The organism is Acetobacter musti, assembly GCF_011516835.1.
GTDB lineage: Bacteria > Pseudomonadota > Alphaproteobacteria > Acetobacterales > Acetobacteraceae > Acetobacter > Acetobacter musti.
Genome location: NZ_WOTB01000004.1, coordinates 213905 through 236018, shown reverse-complemented (window position 1 = coordinate 236018; position 22114 = coordinate 213905). Strand labels below are relative to the sequence as shown.

The following is a 22114-nucleotide window of genomic DNA, read 5'->3' as shown; positions in this document are numbered from 1 at the left end:
CTTCGCCGTCTTCGTCGGAATCGAAAGCCCCGACACAGACACGCTGGTCATGACGCAGAAAAAGCAGAACACCCGCCGCAGTCTGCAGCAGAGCATCGCCACAATCCACGGAGCCGGAATTTTCGTGAACGCCGGCTTCATCGTCGGCTTCGACAGCGAAAAAGGCAGCGTCGCCGCCGGCATGATCGACTGCATCGAAGACACGGCCATCCCGGTCTGCATGGTCGGCCTGCTTTACGCCCTGCCAACAACCCAGCTCACACGCCGCCTGCTGACTGAAGGACGCCTCTTCTCCGATGACGAACAGACACAGTCCGGAGACCAGTGCACCGCTGGCCTGAACTTCGAGACAAAACGCCCCCGCCGTGACGTACTGAACGATTACAGAACAGTCCTCAGAGCAATCTACGAACCGACCGCCTATTTCGGCCGCGTCCGCCGGCTGGGCCGCATGCTCCGGCGCAGGCGCGCTCACCGGATGATACGCGGCGACCTCCGCAGCTTCGTCCGGCTGCTCTTCCGCATCCACCGCGCCGGCCCCGGAACAACCCGGCAGTTCTGGCGCATGCTGCTGGACTGCGCCCTGCATAACCCGAAAGCACTGCCCTACGTCGTCATGACAAGCGCACTGTATCTGCATCTTGGCCCGTTCGCCCGGCAGGTCATCGACAACATCGACCAGGAAATCGCACGCCTCGACCGGGGACACTGGCATCCCCCCGCCCTTCAGAAAGAACCTGCCGAACCCGCGCTTCAGCCCGCCTGACCACATCCTTTCGCAGATCTCAGAGCAGGGCTCCGCCCTGCACCAGGAAGGGGTCACAGACCCCTTCACCCCTTTATGATTAGCAAACCGGGATCAAAGGGACCGCGCCCCTTTGCGGGTCTCAGGGCAGAGCCCTGAAAAACAACCCCGCCTGCCCCTGTAAAACCTCAGACCGCCATACTGCCAGACGTTCGTGCTGCACGGAGCCCGGAACGAAAACCGGAAACAAAAACAAGGCGATTACAATTTTAGCCGGGACGGCCAGCCGATACGGACAAGAAGATCATCAGGCCCGTTCAGCGCGATTTCGTACATGCCCCAGGGCTTATGCTCCGGCCTGCGCGATGGCCCGACCACCGCGTCCTCCGCAGCCCTGGCCAGCTCATCAACCCGCGGCGTGCAGATATAAACGCCAAAAGGATTGCGGCCGGGCACGACCCATCCCTCCACCGTTTTCGTCAGATGAACGCTCGCGCCCACATCATCCGACAGGACCCGGTAATCGTCATCATCCCGGCTGACCGGCCGCCTGAACCCCAGACGATTCCACCATGCCTCCGCCGCATCCAGATCGTTGCAGGGCAGAATCGCCACAACAGAAGGCACAGGAATATCAGCCAATGTCTCACTCCCGTCAGGACTCATACTCTGGCGTTCAGGTCTTTTGCAGACAAAGAACAAAGCCGGGGAACAGAGCCGGGCATTGCCCTTCACCCCTTTATGATTAACAAACCGGAATCAAAGGGACCACGCCCCTTTGCGGGTCTCAGGGCAGAGCCCTGAAAAAGCAGCCACACCCACCTCCACCAAAGTGTACAAACAAAGAACCCTGCCACAAAGGACAGGGTTCTTCCTCAGACCAGATACAGAGCGCCGGAAACCGGATCAGAAATTCATTCCAGCCTGGAGGAAGAAATAACGGCCATTATAGAAGCTGCCATACATACCACCAACACTGTTGTCAGTCGCACTGGCGACAAAGGGCGGTTTCTTATTGGCGATATTCTGAATACCACCGGTAAACGCCCACTGACGATAGCTGTAGCTCAGACTCAGATCCTGCAGATACATGCCCGGCGTTTTGACCCGCTCCGACCCGACCTTCGTCAGATCGCTGGTGCCATTATTCCAGTTCATCCCGCTGATATACTGCACCATATAGTTCACCCCGATCGCCCCGTGCTGCCAGCCGAGCGTCAGGTAATCACGCGTGATCGGCACACCCGTCGTCTCGCCGGCCGTGCCCTGATACAGGAGCGATCCCCTGTAGTTGTACCACTGACCACCAGCCTCATTCTGCTGCTTGTACTGAAGTATCCGCTGGAAATTGTTTTCAATCGAGAAAATGTCATTCGGCGTGACCCGGATATGATAACTCAGATCCCAGTCAATGCCGCTGGTGATCATGCCTCCGAGATTCTCGTCAATCGCATTCACATTGGTGATCTGACCACCGGAATTGCGCGTGATATAGGAACACTGGCTCGGATCGCTGTTGGTGTAGCAGGAATCCATGATGTACTGCGTGCCAAGGCTGCCGATCATGTGCTGCATCGAATAGTGCCAGAATTCGGCCGATGTCGAGAAACCCTTTATCCAGCGCGGCGTCAGCACGGCACCGAACGTATGGGTACGGCCTGTCTCGGGACGCAGCTTCGTGTTACCGCCCGTCGTCGTCGCGACCTGCCCGCCGCCAGCCTGCACAAAGGTACTCGTGTTGATGCCCTTCGCCGCGCAGTTCGTCTGCACAGCGCCGGCCAGAGCAGCATAGGACGCCACCTGAGCACACGGATCGGTCGCCGTCTCATAGCTGAGCGCCTGGCCGCCATACATCTCATACACATTCGGCTGACGAAAGGATGTCCCCAGCGTGCCCCGGAAACTGATGTCCTGGGTCGGCGCCCAGTTGATCGAACCCTTCCAGTTCCGCGTGCTGCCAAAAGTATTATAGGACGAATAGCGCCCCTGCCCGTCGATGGTCAGGTCCTTCGCCAGAAACGCATTCTTCAGCAACTGGAGACGACCTTCCAGATACCCCTCCGTCACATTGAATCCGCCCGAAGTGATCCCCTGCGAATTGGTCAGCGTGTTGCCGGACACAACATTCGGGTCCGGCGTGTAGTTCAGGGACTCGCTGCGGTGTTCCATACCCAGCGCGATCCCCAGCGCCCCGCCATTCTCCCATGGCATCTTCACAACATGGTTGTTGTGAATGCGCAGATTGAGATCGCGAAGCTGATACAGGGAATGATTGATCGTCGTGTAGTTCGAATAGGCCGCCGCCTGCCGGGACAGGGAGGAGAACGCATTCGACTGCACGCAGCCGGCGCTGCCCGCGCAGCTGTTCGGATTATACGTAAATGTCGTATTGGGATCTTCGAGGTTGCTCAGATTGCTCGGAGTCAGCCCCCATTCCTGAAGCAGCTTCAGATAGTTGCCCGCGCCCTCGGTGTTGTCCGTCTCGCGGCTCATGCCATAGGTGTAGGAAATATCGTAATTCCAGTCATGGGTGATTTCACCCTTCGCGCCGCCCATGCTCGTCCATGTGTCCAGAGCGGTCTCGAAGCGACGGTTCCCCCACTCCATCATCCGTTTATAGACCTGCAGCGGCTCCCCGGTCGTGTTCCCGGGATAATCGGTCGGCAGAAGAATGGTCGTCGGTGTTCCGGAAATCGGCTCCGGCGCCATGTAGTAATTCGATGTCTTGTGAGAATACCGTGAATTTCCGTAAATATCGAAGTGCCTGTTCACCTCGTAATGCGTGTCGATCGACATCGTTGCGTTCTGCAACGCACTCACCAGCGACTGGGCCTTGCCATACTGATAGCGCTGGCCGTTATAATCCGTAACGCCGTTACTGCCGTTGCCGGAATAGGCGTTGCCGGAATTGTTGCCGTAAAAAAGACCGTCGCCGGTGATGCTGGACCCGAAGACAGCGCCGGAAGCGCTCGTCGGATCGTTTGTCTGGGCGTTCTCGGCCCAGGACCGGTTGCGCTGCAGCACACCCCCCTGGGTCATGTAGGAACCGAAGATCGTGACATTGCCTTTGTCATGATCGAAATTCCAGCCCTTGTATCCGGAGATCTGTCCCGTACGATCGTCGCCCTGACCCGTAATACCTCCCCGGATCGTAACATTCCCGGTCGTCAGATCGTGACGCAGTTTAATGTTGATCACGCCCGAAACAGCATCGGCGCCATAGAGTTCCGACCCGCCATCTTTCAGAATCTCGATGCTGTCGATCTGCTGGACCGGAATCGTGTTCAGATCGACGCAGGCCGAAGCGCCGTTCAGCGCAGTGCGCTTGCCATCGATAAGCACAAGAACACGGCTCTGGCCCAGGTTGCGGATATCCGTACAGGATGCGCCGCTGCCGCCGTTCGTCTGGCTGTTTGTCGTCCCCGACGAGCCAATTGAAGGCAGACGCTGCAGAAAATCACCCAGATTGGTGACGCCGGTCATGTTGATCTGCTTGGCCGTAACGATCTGGACCGGGTTGGCATTATGATTCGCTGACGTGCTGTTCAGCGCCGAGCCGGTGACAGTAATGTTCTCGTGCTGCGATTCCTGATCGGCGGCAACGGATCGTGTGGCTGCGCGGACTGTCGCGGCATTCGATACCCCCGTCGATGCCGCCGACGTGGCCACAACGGGCCTGACCGGGGTCGCTGCAACACGGGATGTCGAAGCCCGGGGCGTCGAAGCATGGGCCGTCGAAGCATGGGCCGTCGAAGCCGGCCTGGTTTTCACCACTCTGGTTTTCGCGGTAGCGGAGTCCGTCGTGTCGGCGGCGGTGCGGGCTTCGGCTGTCTGTGACAGAACAGCACACTCAGCCAGCACCGGAACGGTCAGAACCGAAAACGAAAGCAGAAGACGCTTTCCAAAATGTCGATCGTTCATGATTTTTTCTACTCGGCATGAGCATTTATGTTGCACTTTTTTTAAAAATAAACCTCGAAGCGTGTCGATCCGAAATCGAACCGAAACAACGCGCACACATGCCTTTGCCGGATAACTGTGCTCAATTTACCACACAACCTCCGCCACAAGACCCTTCAGGAAATTTCAAAATACATATTGTAAAATATAGAAACTTTCGTAATCCCAATCAGCATTCAGATACATTCGATTACATAGACACACAAACAGTTGCCTGATTGCAACACCCGGTCCGCTCCGACATAAATGCCTTTCCGGACACATAAAACCGGCCACGGCCGCGGACTGCCGCACCCCGGACCGCATTTCCATGGCTCATACAGACGCAAAAACAATCAGATTACAAATACAAATCACAGAAATTTAATAAAAATTTCAAATAATTATTATATATGGAAATTAAGTAAGTAATATCCATATATAATAATCATAATATTTCTATGTATAAATTTTATACCTCACCTGCCCCCGGATACATACCTCCGGACGAATGTCCGGAAAGGGATCACAGCCCCCCACCCTCCTTTATGGCTAACAAACCGGGATCAAAGGAGCCGCGCCCCTTTGCGGGTCTCAGGGCAGAGCCCTGAAAAGCAACCGCACCTGTCCCTGCAAAACCCCGGACCGGCACAAAAAAAGCGGGCCTTCCGAAGAAGGCCCGCCTCAAAAAATCCCTGGTCCGGAAGATCAGAAATCCAGTCCGATCGAAGCCCAGGCATACCGGCCCATCTCCAGACCGCCATACTGATAGATGTTCGTGTTGGACGCAGAGTCCAGAACGAAAGGCGGCTTCTTGTCGAGCAGGTTGTTGACGCCAACCTGGAAGTCCCACTGATGCAGCCGGTATTCCAGCGTCACATCATGCGTGAAGATGCCCGGCGTCTTCCACTGACCCGCCGTCTGCCGCGTCAGGATCTGAGACCCGTCCGTCCAGGTCGTGCCGCCGATATACTGCATCATGTAGGTCAGGCGGAAATTGCCATGACGCCACGTCGCCGTCGCATAGTCACGCACCCGCGGCTGCGCGCTGCCACCCTGATAGAACATCTGACCGGCATAGTTGTACCACTGACCACCCGCCGTATACTGCTGCAGATAGCTGATCAGCTGCTGGAAGTTGTTCTGCAGCGAAAGAATATCGTTCGGGCTCACCGCGATGCTGTAGTTCAGATCGAAGTCGAGACCGCTCGTCTTCATCCCGCCGATATTCTGCGGAACCAGATCCACCGACGTCAGCTGTCCGGAGCTGCTGCGCGGATTGATGAAGCTGCAATAGCTCGTATCAGCCCCGGTATAGCACTGATTCAGCAGATACTGCGCGCCGATGCTCTGGATCTGGTTCTTGAGATAGTAGTGCCAGAAATCCACCGACGCCGTCAGACCCGGAATCCAGCGCGGCGTCACGGTCGCCCCGATCGTATAGGTCTTGCCCGTCTCCGGACGCAGCTTCGCGTTACCGCCATTCATGCCCGGGATCTGCCCGACATTCTGATCGACGAACGTGGCCGGGTTAACCCCCTGTCCCATGCAACGCGCCGTGACAGCACCGGCGGAGGCCCCGTAGGTGCTGACCTGCGCGCAGGGATCGACCGCCGAGTAATACCCAAGGTTCGCGCCGCTGTACAGATCATACACGCTCGGCTGACGATAGGACGTGCCAAGCGTCGCATGGAAATGAACATCCCGCGTCGGCGCCCAGGTGATGCCGACCTTCCAGTTCTGCGTCGACCCGAAGGTGTTGTAGTCCGACCATCGCCCCTGACCGTTGATCAGAAGATCCTTCGCCAGGAAAGCATTGTGCAGAAGCGGAATGTTGCCTTCCATATAGACTTCGTTCGCGTTGAACCCGCCGCCCGAATAGGACGCGCTGTTGCCCGTTCCCTGACCGGACGCCGTGATCGCATCCGGCACGGAGTTCAGCTGCTCGCTGCGATGCTCCATACCAAGCGCGATACCGACATCTCCGCCGCCTTCATAAGGAAGCTTAACGACCTTGTCGTTGTTGATGCGCAGATTGAAGTCACGCAGCATGTACTGAGAGTTCGTATAGCTCGTATACATCCCATACTTGCGCGCCTGCGCGGACATCGGCGAAAACGGATTCTGCAGCACGCAGCCAGGCTGGCTGGTGCAGACCGTCGGATCATACACCACCGCACTGTCAGGGTCGCTCGGGTCAAGCTGACGCGTACCGGATTCCTGAAGCATATGCGCGTAATTTCCCAGATTCTCCATCTGGTCCTTCACGCGGCTCTCACCATAGGTCATGGACGCGTCATACATCCAGCCATGCGTGATCTCGCCCTTCACGCCGCTGACCGTCGTCCACGTATCGGTCGCGAAAGACTCACGACGCGGCCCGAACTCCGTCATACGACGGGAGAGATTCACATCCTGCCCGAACGGGTTGTACGGATTTCCCTCAGGAATGATCCAGCTGGACAACAGGGTCGACGGCGGAATGCTGCCACTGACCGGCGCACCGGCCAGCTGCGTCTGCGTCGTGTTGTGGCTGTAACGGATCGTCGAATAGAGCGTGAAGTGTTTGTTGATGTCGTAATGTGCATCACCCGACAGATTGGCCATCTGCAGGGTGTTCGTCAGCATCGTGTCCTTGCCGTAATTATACCGGTCAGCGGACGTCTTCTCGTGGAAGCTGTTGCCGATCCCGTTCTGACCGCCATCCTGGTTCGACACCAGCGCGCCGATATCCGTGGTGGTGCCGGTGATCGTGCCGGCCGGAATCACGGACGATCCATAGGTCGGCGTAACGCCGGGATCGTTCGTCAGCTGCGGATTGGCCGCCCAGGCACGGTTTTTCTGCCGGATGCCGCTCTGGGTGTTGTAGGACCCGAAGACCGTGACGTTGCCCTTGTCATGATCGAAGTTGAAGCCCTTCATTCCGGAGATCAGGCCCTGCTCGCCATCTCCGTATTCGGAAATACCACCCTTGATGAAGATGTTTCCGGTGTTGATGTTGTGCTTCAGCTTGACGTTGATCACGCCCGACACCGCATCCGCGCCATAAAGCTCGGAACCGCCGTCTTTCAGAATTTCAACGCTGTCGATCTGCTGAACCGGAATGGTGTTCAGATCGACGCAGTCCGTTCCGGCATTCACCGCCGTCCGCTTGCCGTCGATCAGGATCAGAACGCGCTCCTGACCCATGTTGCGAAGATCCGTACAGCTGACGCCGCCACCGCCATTCGTCTGGCTGTTCGGCGTTCCGGACGACCCGATCGACGGAATACGGGCAAGATAATCACCCAGATTCTGCGCCGATGTTTTCTGAATATCCTTCGCCGTGATGATCTGAACCGGATTCGGGCTCGTCAGCCGGTTGCTGCGGAGGAACGATCCCGTAACGACGATGTTCTCCGGGCTGTCCTGCCGCGGCGCGGCGGCAACCCGGCCGGCGCTCCTGACCGTCGCGGCGTTCGATACACGCGCCGTCGCCGGCACCGTCGTCGCAGGCACAGCCGTCGCCCCCGTGGCGGCGCTGTTCTGTGCTGTCTTCTGCGCTGTCGTGGCGGACCGCGTCGTCGCAACAGATCTGGCTTTCGCCTTAGACGCTGTTTTTACCGCAGTCCTGCCAGTCGTATCAGCAACAGTCTGCGCACCGGCTTCCTGTGTCAGAACGACAGACTGAATCAGCACAGGAACGCTCAGAACCGAAAACGAAAGCAGAAGACGCTTTCCAAAACGTCGATCGGTCATGAATTTCTCTACCCGACATGAATTTTATGTTGCACTTTTTTAAATAACAATCTCGGAAAGTGTCGATCTGAAATCGAACTGAAACACTTCATGCGCATGCATTTTACGAACAGCTGTGTTGAATTTACCACAAGATCTCCGACGCCACGCCCGTCAGACGTTTCCGGAACACTGTTTAAAACAACTTAGTATTTTTCCGCTCACCACCAGTTTACAGACCCACCTCACGCAGACGCACAGCTGTTGCTAAATTATTACACTCAGCCCGTCCGAAAGCACAAAACCGGTTCCGGTAACGGCCCGGCCATCCCGGAGCCGCCACATACCGTTACAATTACCGGAAGAACTTCCGCCGAACACAAAACAAAAATCCATTGCGACAAAATAAATAAAATACATATCGACATAAAATAAGTTCCGCTTTATAACAAAATAATTCCTATTTATTAAATATATACTTCTATAATAATTATTATATTTTTATAATATAGGTTATATACTTCAGGAATTCATAATATAAATCTTCTGGCGTCGTTACATTTGTGATAAAATTGCAACGTTTGTTTCAAATAAGCTTCACAACACGCACATCACGTTGCGAAATCCGGCTTGATTGTGTCACAGCGTAATCATTGCGACATCGCGTCGACCTTCATCCTGAACAACGATCTGGGATCTCTTCGTATGGTCTTTTCTCGTCTGCACACCGGCAGGACGCGACCGGGAAGCCGCACACTGAAATCACGTACCGTCCTTCTGACAGCAACGTTTTTCAGCGCCGCTCCTCTCCTCCTGTCGTCAGGCTCCGCCAGCGCCGCAACCAGCACCACGTCCGCCACGCAGCCGTCGCGCCATACAGGCACGAAGCATAAAGCTCATGCAGCAGCACACAGCACAGCCACCGCAGCCACAGCCGCCACAACGGCGCCCGTAAGCGCGGGCACCTCAGGCACGGGCGCCTCCGCCGGCAGCCTCGCCGCGCGCCGCGACAATTCGGCCCTCCTCCGGCATTACCAGACCGGCGGCAACGAGGAAGTCGTCGTCACAGGCTCGATGCTGCGCACCGCGCGCAACACCAGCCCGAACCCCGTTCAGACCATCACCGCCACCCAGATCCAGCAGACAGGCGTCGCCACCCTGGGCGACTTCCTCCAGCGCATGCCCTCCATCGGATCGAGCGGAACGACCAACAACCAGACCAACGGTTCCGGCGGCTCGTCCTGTATCGATTTCCGCAACATGGGCCAGAACCGCGTGCTCGTGCTGATCGACGGCAAGCGCACGACGATGAACGGCAACAATAACTGCGTCGATTTCAACACCATCCCGACCGACATGGTCTCCAGCATCGAAATGCTGAAAGACGGCGGCTCGGAACTCTACGGCGCCGACGCAGTCTCCGGCGTCATCAACATCAAGCTCAAGCATAACGTCACGGACGGCAACGTCACCGCCTATGGCGGCATCACCGGACAGGGCGACGCGCTGACCGGCAAGCTCTCGGCCCATAAAGGCTGGAACTTCGATCACGACAAAGGCAACATCACGATCTTCGGTTCCTACATGACCCAGGGCGGGATCATGCAGAAAGACCGCTCATGGGCCTCCCCCGTGGCGCAGAACAACCCCACCTCCGGCACGCCGACCTACGGCTCCTTCATCGCAACGTCCGGACATTATATCGGCGTGGACAGCGGCAATGAATATACCGGCACGCAGAGCGGCGCCCTGACAGCCTGGAACAACAAATACCGTTACAATTACGGCCAGGACCAGATGCTCTCGAACTATCTGCAGAACTCCACCCTGAGCGGTGATCTGCATTACGAGATCAACGAACACTTCATCCCCTACGCCAACGTGCTCTACAGTCACCGCACGTCGATGGCGCAGATGGCCGCCGAGCCCGTCTCCGGCGCGGTACCCCCCTCGGACATGCCCGCCGCCATCATCATCCCGACCGATGACCCGTACAACACAACGGGCGAAGACATCCAGATGTACAAGCGGATGAACGAATTCGGACCACGCCGCACCGAAGATTCGTCCGACACCGTCACAGGCATCGGCGGCATGCGCGGCGAAATCACGCATGGCTGGATGTATGACGCTTCCTACACCTACGGCTCGAACATGATGACCGAGCAGATGTCGGGCGTCGGCAATTACGGAAACCTGCTGCAGGAATACGGCCTCCAGCAGCTCGACCCGACCGACACCAACAGCGCTCTCGCCTATAATCCTTCCATCTGTAACGCTGCGAAAGGCTGCGTGCTGTCCAACCCGTTCGCGCCGCTGTCCAGCGCTGCCGCGCAGTACGCGAACTACACGTCACACAGCCATTATCACTACCAGATGCGTGACCTGAACGTCCGCATCAACAACGACCACGTCGTAAAAATGCCCTGGAAGAACGGCGGCGATTTCGCCGTGGCGCTCGGCATGGAACACCGCGGCGAACAGCTCAGCTACAATCCCGATCCGCTCATCGCGGCCGGTGAGAGCCTGACGAACACCGCCACCTATACCGGCGGCGGCTTCGACGTCACGGAAGGCTATCTCGAAGGCAAGCTGACCCTGCTGCGCAACGCCTTCCTCGCCCGCGACCTGACCATCGACGGCCAGGGCCGTTACTCCGCCTATGACACGTTCGGCAGCGCAAAGAACTGGAAGGGCTCCATCAACTGGTCCCCGACCCGCGACATCCGCTTCCACGCCACACTCGGCACCTCCTACCGCCAGCCAAACGTCTATGAACTGTACGGCGGTCAGCAGCTCGGCTACCCTGCCGCTACCGATCCCTGCGCCCAGGCCGCCTCCTACGGCGCCTATTCCGCCGCCGTCACGGCAAGCTGCGGCCGCGCCGGCATCAACACAGCCACCTTCACGGACGTGAACTCGGGCCAGATCCCGACCCTGACAGGCGGCAACCCGAAACTGCGTCCTGAAACCGGCCGCACATGGACCGTCGGCACCGACATCACGCCCCGCTGGATTCCAGGCCTGCACACCTCGGTCACCTACTGGCACTACACCATCGCCAACCTGATCTCCGCCGTTCCGACCCAGTATATCGCCGACCAGTGCTATACCGGCCAGAACACCAGCTACTGCAATTCGATCCAGCGCTTCCAGGGATCGAACCAGATCGATTACATCACATCGTTCTACACCAACCAGGGCGGTCTGAATCAGAGCGGTATCGACTGGGATGTCGATTACGCCATCCGCGTCACGCCGATGGACCGCTTCATCCTCAGCAACAACTATCAGCAGATCCTGAACTACAAGCAGCAGAACACCGCAGGGGGCGCCTGGACCAACTATACCGGCGGCCTGCAGTATAACGCCGGCTACGGCTCCCTGCCTCCGGCCGGCGTGCCCCGCGTGCGTGATTACGCAAGCATCACCTGGCGTCACGGAAACTTCCACGCAACCTACATGATGACCTTCATCGGCGGCATGCGCTGGAACAACAGCACCAACTTCCTGGTGGCCGACGGCGCCCAGCGCTATAAGACACCGGCAATGGTCAAGAACGATCTCTCGTTCGGCTACGATCTGAACCGCTGGAGCTTCACAGGCGGCATCAACAACATCAACAACAAAAGACCGCCCTACATCGTCAGCACGGCAGATAACAGCATGGCCTCCCTCTACGGAGACTTCTATGCCGGCCGCTCCTTCTGGCTGCAGGTCTCCGCAGGCTTCTGAACCTGTGCCCCTTCTTCCTGCCCCCTGGCAGGAAGAACAAAAAGGCCCGGACCAGCAATGGTCCGGGCCTTTTTTATGGGGTTTGTATACCTTGCAGATACAGCCGCAGCGGCTTTTCAGGGCTTTACCCGAACCCCACAAAAGGACGCGGTCCCTTTGGTTAAATAAAGACGCTTATACCTCTGCAAACACACTCGCCTCCGACCTTATCCCGAACATAAGTATTCTGTCCTGTTATACTGAACAGTGAACATTCAATAATCGGATCGCCTGCTTCAGTTCACATTTTCTCAGGTAGAATCGCACGCTACGCTATACCGATAACGGATCACACACTGAACACATCTGAACATTTTCCACAAAACATAATAGTTATTCCCCACACTCCTCGCCATCGAAAGAAACTGTGAAATACTAAAATGACATATTATCATTTATTATGTCATTAAATACAATTTTCTATGTAATAAATATTTACTAAACCAGAATGAAACAGTCTGAACTCAAATACCCACCCTGCCAGTAACAGTATAGAGCGTTCCATCTCCAGGCTTCTGACAGGAAGCCGCATGCACACCGTCCGGTCGCCGACAAGAAATATGACAATGACCGTTTTCGTGAAGTCCTCGTCAGGGGAGGCATCACGGCCCGCTCTCCGTTAACAAAAAACCAGAAAGAAGTGCCCACCCTGGGACAGGAAACTCTGCAGGCAAAAGTGCAGAGTTGAGAACTTTCCGGAAAATTCAGGAATCGCCGCGCACTGCGATCGCTGCGCCGATAGCCGCCCGCTTCACAGCAACCACCATTTTCTGGCCGCAGCAAGACAGCACTGACTCAAAATCTGGATTGACAATCTTTTATTCGCTACATAACATATAAATAAATAGTTAATTTCCCAATAAAATCTAACCCTCTCCCTGAGACTGGTTTTTATAAAATATGAAACCACAGTCTGTGTTAGCTGCCGTCCGTGGAATTGCCATCTCTTTAGTGGTTATTCATCATGCAAATGCAGGGATAAGCGGATGGCTTCTGCGCGATATGCCTTTCGCATGGGGCGTAGGAATATTTCAGTACGCCGCCGTTCCAATATTTCTTCTTTGCGCAGGGCTTTCAATTTCCAGAATTTCTGACAATCGCGTTCTTCTTTTGAAAGCATCTGTAAACTACATTTACATTTACCTTCTCTGGTTTGTAATCAGCGTCATTCTCTCTGGTTTTGTTGCCAAAGCAAATGTATCAGTGTCGATGGATCTGTGGGGATCATTGCACTCATTCTGTTTTCCGAGAGGACCATTATGGTTTCCTTACGGACTGGCGTTCATGCTTTTCTTTGCTGCTTTAACCGCACGCATGGATCGCCGGGCGCAGATCGCTCTGGTTATAGCACTGGGGTTCCTCCCAATGATCCTGCATAAGGATATTGTGGATAAGATCTTCTGCAACATGAGCTTTTTCTTTATCGGACTTCTTTACCGCAAAGAGATTATAAAAGTCCTCTCCCGTCAGGCTGGCATTGTCTTTTTTCTGTGCCTCAGCAGCTATATCGGCCTGCTGTTACTTGCGGCTCTTGTGGGAGTAGCTTATTTCCCGCCAATTTACGTCGCGCTCGGATGCCTCGCCTTTGGCGCCCTGACAGAGTTCTGGCGCACAGCTTATCGTCCAAAAACGGCATTTAAGGTAGCATCCGTCCTGGGCCGGGCTGCCCTGCCTATTCTCGTAATGCACGATTTCTGGATTCACGCAGCAATAGACGTCCTTCACCGTTTTCCAGCTCTGACAGCCTTCTCCTCCCCCCTGTCAGATCGGTCATTTCCGCTTCTGGTCGCCCTTTTCGCACTGGTAATGTCACTGGTGTCCTACGAATTGCTCAGCCGGCACCACTGGCTGTTCATGGCTCCCCGTTTTATTACCACGCATGCGGTGACGCGTCTGGAACAGCTGCGATCAGCCTGGAAGCTGCGCAGCGAAAAACTGCATATTCCGACCACCCTGACCGCAGAGCATCCCAATCCGATCGAATAATATCGGGGCAATACGGATGCTTCCCGATTCCCAGACTACAGTTCGTTGTTTCTGAGAGGAAAAAGCGATGAACGGGGATCTGAGGTGATCCCTGAATTCAGCCCTTTCGCGATATGATCTCTGTGCTTCCGGCCTTCACGCACCACGACTGCGCCGCATCAATGACTTCCGGCTCATCAGCAGCATTGTCTGTGTGATCAGCAACGACCTGCAGTGAAAAAAGCCCCGGAGGAGTCGGGTCACATGAAACGCCCCGCACCCGGTTCATCCACCGGAGAGGCACGACGCTCCGCCCGCCTGACAGCACAGGCTGACTTCCGGGCTGCCCCGGCAGCACGTACTCAGGACTCATCACGCAGCGACTCCGCTGCATAAAAAGGGACGACTGCCCACAGGGATGCGACAGTCACAAGGCATTTTACCCTGAATTCCGTCAATAAAAGTCAGAAAAGCAGCGCCCGCATAATGAACGTGACAACGATGCAGATCGCACGCCAGCCACAAATTCCATATCCGGGAATGGCATAATCGTCTGACGCTGTCTTCATGGCGTATGCATCCTTTGCGAACACGGCAACAGTCTTTCGGAGCTTTCCCCCAAACCTCACAAAGGGACACAGTCCCCCTCCGTTAAGCAAAAGAGCAGCACTCCGTCCGCCAGCCTCCGAAAAACCATGCCCCTTACGAAATAAAGAACCGGCTCAGTCCCAGCCCCCGCAGCCCCCGCCGGTAGGCAATGGAGCTCCGGTCCGCCGGCACATGCGCCTCCAGCGACGGATCGAGCGGCAGACATTCAGGCTTCTGACTCTCCACAATCGCCTTGTCTTCCTCAAACACCCGAAGGTTGAAATCATAAACCGCCTGCACCGGCTGATCCGTGTCGAAATTCCGGCAGATCGGCGCAAACATCCGCGTCATCCGCGCCGAAACCGGCGACGCCGCATTCATGATCACCAGCCGCCCGTCCTCAGGGAAATGAATCTCCAGCGTCGCCGTAAACGGCAGATGCGTGCGGAAATGACGCAGCCACTCAAAACCGGGCTTCCCCCGGTCCTGCGCCCCGATCGGATAATTCCCGACCATGCTGCGATACTCCACCTCAAACCCCTTCTCCGTCAGCACCGGCATATAAGACGGCACCACCGGATTTTCCGGGTCCGCGAACGTCTCCGTATGCACAAAGGCGAAATGCGCGACATCCAGAAACCCTTCCATCTGCCGCCCCGCAAATCCGCGAATATCAATGGAAGGACAGACAATCTGCTGAAAACCGGCCTCATCCCAGTGCGGCATGTCCGGAATATCCGCCCCGGCCAGAATCGCCTCGCGATCCTCCGGCCAGCGCCCGTTCTCCGGCGCCAGACACACCCAGACCAGACCGTACCGCTCCAGAGACGGCCACGTCCGCAAATTCATCTTTCTGGGAATGCCATTATCCGGATGCGCCGGAATCTTCACACAGCGCCCCGCATGACCGAACCGGAACCCATGATAGGCACAGGCAATCGTCTCGCCATCCCCGGTCCCGAGAGTGAGCGGCACCCCACGATGCGGGCAGATGTCGCGCGCCACGACAATCTCCTCCCCCGCGCGATACACCACCAGCGGCTCATCAAGAAGCATGGCGGCAACAGGCTCTTTCCCGATCTCCCGCACCAGCGCGACCGGATACCAGAAACGCGCCAGAATGGCCCGGTCATGCGGCTCGAACGTGCTGTTCGGCGGCAGATCCGCCGTCGCCGCACTCTGCGCCGCACACTGGGGAAGAGATGATGACTCACTCACAGACTGACTCATGGCAGGGGTCTCTCACATACCGGAAGGGGATCGGCCACCATCCTGCCCCCGTGGCAGCGTGCCTGCATATCGCTTAAGTTCGTCTTTATCGTTCGCAAAAAGAGAGCACCCGGAGAGTCCGATGACCGTCCAGTCGCGCGTGATGAAATACTTCATGGCCGTCGCCCGGCACGGTTCCATCCGCCGCGCCTCCGAAGCCCTCGGCATCGCCGCCTCCGCCGTCGACCGGCAGATCCTCCACGCGGAAGCGGAACTCGGCGTCCCCCTGTTCGAGCGCCACCCCTCCGGCCTGCGCATGACCGCCGCCGGCGAGCTGCTCTTCGCCACCGGACGCAAATGGGAACGCGACTGGGCCGAAACCCGCGCCGGCTTCGACGACCTCCAGGGCCTGAAAAGAGGCCATATCAGCATCGCCATCGTCGACGCCCTCGCCCGCGGCGGCATCCCCGACCTGATCGGACGATTCCGCGAACGCTGGTCCGGCATCGTCGTCGACACACGCGTCATGGACAACCACGCCATCCCCGGCGCCATCGTCGAACGCGAAGTCGAATTCGGCCTCCTCCTCGACCCGCCGGCCCTGCGCGACCTGCTGGTGCAGAGCTACACCACCTCCCCGCTCGGCGTCGTCTGCCCGCCGGACCACCCGCTGGCGAGACGCACCACCATCCGCCTCGGACAGTGCCACGACTACCCCTTCATCATGCCCACCCATCCCCTGGCCCTGCGCAAACGCCTCGATCCGCTATTGTCCGCCGGCCTGACCCGGATCGCCCCCGTGGCGGAAACGGACAGTATCCAGATGATCCGCTCCCTCGTCGCAGGCGGCACCGGAATCAGCATCCTGCTCGGCGTGGACGTCCTCGATGACATCGCCCAGGGCGCCCTCAGCTTCGTCCCCCTCGTGGAAGCCCAGGCCAGCCCCGCCATGCTCGCCCTCGCCATGTCCCGCACCCGCGTGCTCACCTCCCCCGCCCGCCTCCTCGCCGCCGAAGCGGAACGTTTCCTGTCCGGATCACACACTTCCCTGACCACATCGTGATCCTGCCTGTCGCAATCTCATGTATTATCCGGACTCACACCAGCGGGAGACGAACACCGGTCCCCTCCATATCGCCGGACGGCATGTCTTCACGGTCGCACGGCATCTCATTTTTTCAGTGTATTTCTGCAACAGACGGAAAACAGAATAAGATATCTCAGTGTAACGAGAGAGACAGGCCCGAAAAGCCTCTCTATAGTCTCCGGGATATGGCCTGATCCCCGTGATCTGACGCCGATGTTTTAAGAATACGTTGCGGACAGCACTGCAACGAATGAAAGGCTGAGTAAAAGTGACGGTTCCTGTCGTAAAATCCGCCCCTCCGGTGCCCGCACCCCGGAAGACAGGACACTTACGAACAACACGCCCGGCCACACCCCCCTCGTCATTCCCCCTTCCCACGCCGCCAGCCTTCCGCCCGGCAGCCATCCGCTCCGCCGCCGGCCTCGCCGCGCTCTGCGGCGCCTTCCTCGGCAGCAGCAGCTTCGCCGCGGAGACCAGTCACGTGTCTCTCGCCAGCCCCTCCGCCACCACTCCCTCTGCCGCCAGCCCGTCTTCTGTCAGCGCCTCTCCGGCCAGCGCCCCGGCAGAAAGCGCCTCCTCTGACGACATCCTCCCGTCCATCTTCGACGGCCAGCGCACCCTCGGCACCAGCGGCCTCAGCTCGCTCGAAGGCTCCAGTGGCGGCGGTATCGCCAGCTGGGCCACCATCGGCGGCTACGGCAGTAAAAAAGGCCTCGGCATGGCCTTCCATTACAGCTACGTGAACGTCACCAACTACGAAGATAACAATGTCGGCGGCCTCATCGGCTTCTACGACCGGATCGAACTGTCCTACTCACACAATTTCTTCATGACCGGCAAAACCGGCGCCCTGCTCGGCATCGGCAAAGGCTATCATTTCGATCTCGACACAGGCGGTGTCAAAGTCCGCCTCTACGGTCATGTCGCCGACAAAACGCTCATCCCGCAATTCGCCATGGGCGTCATGTATAAGCACGACGGCGACAACAAGGTCATCCACGCCGTCGGCTCAAAAGCCTCAGACGGCGTCGACATCTATTTCGCCGCCACCAAACTCTACCCGTCGATCGGCCTGCTCGTCAGCACCACCATGCGCCTGACCAAAGGCAACCAGTGGGGCATCCTCGGCTTCGGCGGCGACCGCGACAACAGCTACCACCCGCAGTTCGAAGGCTCCCTCGGCTACCTGCCCTCCTTCATCCCCGGCCTCGTCGTCGGCGTCGAGTACCGCACCAAACCCCGCAACCAGAACTTCACCCCCGAAGGCAACTGGTTCGACGTCTACGCCAGCTACTTCGTCAACAAACACCTCAATATCACCGCCGCCTACGTCTCGCTCGGCACCATCGCCACCTTCCGTAACCAGACCGGCGCCTACGTCTCCCTGCAAACGGGATTCTGAAACCCTTTCACGGGGCTCTGCCCCGTCCCCCGGCAGGAGGCGCAGCCTCCTGCACCTCATTTTATTCAGACAAATCGGGATCAAAGGAACCGCGTCCCTTTGCGGGTTTCAGGGCAGAGCCCTGACAAAGACAGCCCTCACAGCGAGCAGGATCACGGGGCGCTGCCCCGTCCCCCGGCAGGAGGCGCGGCCTCCTGCACCTCATTTTATCTAAACAAACCGGGATCAAAGGGACCGTGTCCCTTTGCGGGTCTCAGGGCAGAGCCCTGACAAAGCCAACCCTCACAGCGAGCAGGATCACGGGGCGCTGCCCCGTCCCCCGGCAGGAGGCGCGGCCTCCTGCACCTCATTTTATCTAAACAAACCGGGATCAAAGGGGCCGCGCCCCTTTGCGGGTTTCAGGGCAGAGCCCCGACAAAGCCAGCCCTCACAGCGAGCAGGATCACGGGGCGCTGCCCCGTCCCCCGGCAGGAGGCGCGGCCTCCTGCACCTCATTTTATCTAAACAAACCGGGATCAAAGGGACCGCGTCCCTTTGCGGGTCTCAGGGCAGAGCCCTGAGAACATCACCCCCCGGCCTCCTCACTGTCAGCCAGCGCATCCGCCTCACCGGAATCCAGCTCCCGCAGCTGCCGCGCCACCACCCGCGTCCGCCGCCGCGCATCCTCGATGGAGGACGACATCGCCAGCGCATTGCGCGAAAGCTTCTCCAGCACGCCATCCATTTTCAGCATCTCCTGCCGCGTCGCCCCCAGCAGACGCGCAATCGTGTCCGTCCGCTCCTCCAGCGACAGCGTCACATAGCCAAGATGAATCGTCCGCAGCAGCGCCGGCATCAGCGACGGCCCCATGATCAGCACCCGGCACGTCCGCCCGATCTCGTCGATCAACCCCGGACTGCGCGCAATCTCCGCATAAAGCCCGTCCGTCGGCAGATACAGAACCGCAAACTCCACCGTCTCCGGCGGCACAATATATTTCGACGCAATCTTCCGCGCCTCGAACCGCAACGCATTGTCCAGCGCCCGGCGCGCATTGCGCTCCCCGTCCCGATCGTTCTGCGCAACAGCCTCCAGCAGCCGCTCATACGCCTCCGTCGGAAACTTGCTGTCGATCGCCAGAACCGGCGGCGTCGTGCTCCGCACCGGCATCCTCACCGCAAACTCAACAACCTCCCGCCCCTGGCCCAGCCGCCGGTTCGTCTCATACGCCCCCGGCGGCAGCACATCGTCCAGAATGGTCCGCAACTGCGCCTCGCCCCAGCCGCCCCGCGTCTTCACATTGCCGAAAAGCCGCTTCAGATCCCCGATCTGCGCCGTCATCGCAGAGACCTCACCCATCGCCTTCTGCATCGCGGAAAACTGCTCCAGCACCCGCTGAAAAGACGTCTGCATCTGCTTCTCAACCGCCGCATGAAGCTGCTCCGTCACCGCCCCCCGGATCGCCGCAAGCTGCTGCGCGCTCGCCTCCGCCATCGTTCGCAACGCCTCAGACTGCGCCGCCCGCGCCTCCGCCTGCTCCTTCCCGATCCCGCCCGCCAGATGCCCCAGCCGCTCCCCCAGCTCCGCCCGCATCTGCTCAACCCGCGCCACCAGCGCCCGCTCCGTCTCTGTCAGTCGCTGCCGCTGCTGCTCCGCCTCCGCATGACGCAGACTCACCTCCCGCTCCACCATCACATACAGCCGTGCCAGCAGATCGGAATCCCCGACACCCCCGCCCGCAGAGGAACGACTGCGCAGCAAAGCCACAATCCCCAGGACCGCAAGCAGCGCCGCAGCCATAAAAATCAGAAGAACCGGCAGACCGGAGAAATCGGATGTCATCACAAAAGCATCTTCCGACATTTCCCGGCTTTATTACAGAGCCCGCACAGTTCAGGGCGCAGACCCCTCCACCCCATTCACTTTAATCAAACCGGGATCAAAGGGACCGCGTCCTTTTGCGGGTTTCAGAACAGAGCCCTGAGAAAGCCAGCCCTCACAGCGAGCAGGATCACGGGGCGCTGCCCCGTCCCCCGGCAGGAGGCGCGGCCTCCTGCACCTCATTTTATTGAAACAATCCGGGACTGAAGGGACCGCGCCTCTTCGCGGGCCTCAGGGCAGAGCCCTGACAAACTCACCCCAACCCCCTGATTTATCACAGAAAAGTGTGCTCGTTACGCCCATGAATTGGCATCCGCCGGACAGGATGCTATCGACCATACAGGCGAAAAGCGGACCCCGCCCGGTCAGGAACAATAAGACGCCATCAGGCGCATACCGGTAATTAAAGTCATGCACGGCACCATCACGGCCCCTCCCGCAAAGCGGAAACTCTGGAAAAGCCTCTATTTCCAGGTCGTCGTCGCCGTCACCCTCGGCATCCTGATCGGCCACTTCGCCCCCGGTCTCGGCGCCGCCATGCGCCCCCTCGGCGACGGCTTCATCAAGCTCGTCAAAATGGTGATCGCCCCGGTCATCTTCCTCACCGTCTCCACCGGCATCGCCGGCATGGGCAATCTCGGCAAGGCCGGCCGCATCGGCGGCAAGGCCATGGCCTACTTCCTGTTCTTCTCCACCCTCGCGCTCATCGTCGGCATGATCGTCGCCAACGTCGTCCGCCCCGGCGGCGGCATGAACATCGACGTCCACTCGCTCGACGCCGCCTCCGTCAGCACCTACGTCGAAAAGGCGAAAGACCACACCTTCTCCGACTTCCTGCTGCAGATCATCCCGACCACAACCGCCAGCGCCTTCACCTCCGGCGAAATCCTCCAGGTCCTGTTCGTCGCCATCGTCTTCGGCATCAGCCTCTCGCAGATGGGCAAACGCGGCGAACCCATCCTCACCTTCTTCCGGCAGCTCACCGAACTCGTCTTCGGCGTCGTCCGCATCGTCATGCTCGCCGCCCCCGTCGGCGCATTCGGCGCCATGGCCTTCACCATCGGCCGCTTCGGCATCGGCTCCGTCATCAGCCTGATCTGGCTCGTCGCAACCTTCTACCTCACCTCCATCCTCTTCATCACCGTCATCCTTGGTCTCGTCACCCGCGCGATGGGCTTCTCCATTTTCAAACTCCTGCGCTACCTGCGCGAGGAACTGCTGATCGTCCTCGGCACCAGCTCCTCGGAATCCGCCCTGCCAACCCTCATGTCCAAGCTGGAAAACGCCGGCTGCGACCGCCCCATCGTCGGCCTCGTCGTGCCCATGGGCTACTCGTTCAACCTCGACGGCACCAATATCTACATGACCATCGCCGCCCTCTTCGTCGCCCAGGCCACCAACGTGCATCTGAGCCTCGGAGAACAGACCGCCCTGCTGCTCGTCGCCATGGTCAGCTCCAAAGGCGCCGCCGGCGTCACAGGCGCCGGCTTCGTCACCCTCGCCGCCACCCTCTCCGTCGTCCCGAGCATCCCCGTCTCCGGCATGGCCATCATCCTCGGCGTGGACAAATTCATGTCCGAATGCCGTTCCCTGACCAACATCATCGGCAACGCCGTCGCCACCATCGTCGTCGCCCGCTGGGAAGGCCAGCTCGACATGACCCGCCTGAACGACGCCCTCGCCGGACGCCTCCCTCCCCCGCAAATCGGCGACCCGCTCGCCGAGGAAGACACCACCTCGAAGCCCGTCAGCCACAGCTTCCACTGAGCCACGCGCCCCCACCTCCCGAACCCATTTTATCAGACAAACCGGGATCAAAGGGACCAC

Annotated in this window: 12 protein-coding genes; 6 read left to right on the top strand and 6 right to left on the bottom strand. The window is 58.6% G+C overall.

Annotation, left to right across the window (positions count from 1 at the left end; translation table 11 throughout):
* The coding region (locus tag GOB93_RS05050; protein WP_173582391.1) for a DUF4070 domain-containing protein at positions 1-766 on the top strand (766 nt) is incomplete at its 5' end.
* Positions 767-1006: 240 nt separating this feature from the next.
* On the opposite strand, the gene GOB93_RS05045 is transcribed toward GOB93_RS05050, so the two are convergent.
* The 3 genes from GOB93_RS05045 to GOB93_RS05035 all read right to left on the bottom strand — a co-directional run bounded on the left by GOB93_RS05045 (position 1007) and on the right by GOB93_RS05035 (position 8422).
* A complete protein-coding gene (locus tag GOB93_RS05045) occupies positions 1007-1387 on the bottom strand; it encodes a VOC family protein (protein WP_198912671.1) in 381 nt (126 codons plus the stop codon).
* Between the two features lie 264 nt (positions 1388-1651).
* Positions 1652-4666 carry a TonB-dependent receptor domain-containing protein gene (locus tag GOB93_RS05040; RefSeq protein WP_173582389.1) on the bottom strand — a complete coding sequence of 1005 codons (3015 nt, stop codon included), beginning with the start codon at positions 4664-4666 and terminating at the stop codon, positions 1652-1654.
* Positions 4667-5392: 726 nt separating this feature from the next.
* Positions 5393-8422, bottom strand: coding sequence for a TonB-dependent receptor domain-containing protein (locus tag GOB93_RS05035; protein ID WP_173582388.1), 3030 nt, complete (start codon positions 8420-8422; stop codon positions 5393-5395).
* 684 nt (positions 8423-9106) lie between these two features.
* On the opposite strand from GOB93_RS05035, the gene GOB93_RS05030 reads away from it, so the two are divergent.
* Entirely contained in the window at positions 9107-12136 is a 3030-nt protein-coding gene (locus tag GOB93_RS05030) for a TonB-dependent receptor plug domain-containing protein (protein ID WP_173582412.1), read from the top strand.
* A 954-nt stretch (positions 12137-13090) separates the two neighbouring features.
* Positions 13091-14161, top strand: coding sequence for an acyltransferase family protein (locus GOB93_RS05025; RefSeq protein WP_173582387.1), 1071 nt, complete (start codon positions 13091-13093; stop codon positions 14159-14161).
* A 97-nt stretch (positions 14162-14258) separates the two neighbouring features.
* Here the strand turns inward: GOB93_RS05025 and GOB93_RS05020 are convergent, their stop codons facing one another.
* Together GOB93_RS05020 and GOB93_RS05015 are read right to left on the bottom strand one after the other, a co-directional pair.
* Complete coding sequence (locus GOB93_RS05020; RefSeq protein WP_173582386.1) at positions 14259-14513, bottom strand: hypothetical protein; 255 nt, start codon at positions 14511-14513, stop codon at positions 14259-14261.
* 329 nt (positions 14514-14842) lie between these two features.
* Positions 14843-15946: a Rieske 2Fe-2S domain-containing protein gene (locus GOB93_RS05015; protein ID WP_408742358.1), complete on the bottom strand. Its 1104-nt coding sequence runs from the start codon at positions 15944-15946 to the stop codon at positions 14843-14845.
* A 133-nt stretch (positions 15947-16079) separates the two neighbouring features.
* On the opposite strand from GOB93_RS05015, the gene GOB93_RS05010 reads away from it, so the two are divergent.
* Together GOB93_RS05010 and GOB93_RS05005 are read left to right on the top strand one after the other, a co-directional pair.
* On the top strand, positions 16080-17000 hold the full coding sequence (locus GOB93_RS05010) for a LysR family transcriptional regulator (protein WP_173582384.1): 921 nt from the start codon (positions 16080-16082) through the stop codon (positions 16998-17000).
* Between the two features lie 505 nt (positions 17001-17505).
* On the top strand, positions 17506-18426 hold the full coding sequence (locus tag GOB93_RS05005; RefSeq protein WP_173582383.1) for a DUF3034 family protein: 921 nt from the start codon (positions 17506-17508) through the stop codon (positions 18424-18426).
* Positions 18427-18991: 565 nt separating this feature from the next.
* Here GOB93_RS05005 and GOB93_RS05000 read toward each other — a convergent pair.
* Positions 18992-20248 carry a DNA recombination protein RmuC gene (locus GOB93_RS05000; protein WP_173582411.1) on the bottom strand — a complete coding sequence of 419 codons (1257 nt, stop codon included), beginning with the start codon at positions 20246-20248 and terminating at the stop codon, positions 18992-18994.
* 450 nt (positions 20249-20698) lie between these two features.
* Here GOB93_RS05000 and GOB93_RS04995 point away from each other — a divergent pair, with 450 nt between their 5' ends.
* Positions 20699-22054 (top strand): dicarboxylate/amino acid:cation symporter, encoded by a 1356-nt coding sequence (locus GOB93_RS04995; RefSeq protein WP_173582382.1) that lies wholly within the window; start codon positions 20699-20701, stop codon positions 22052-22054.
* Positions 22055-22114 lie beyond the last annotated feature (60 nt).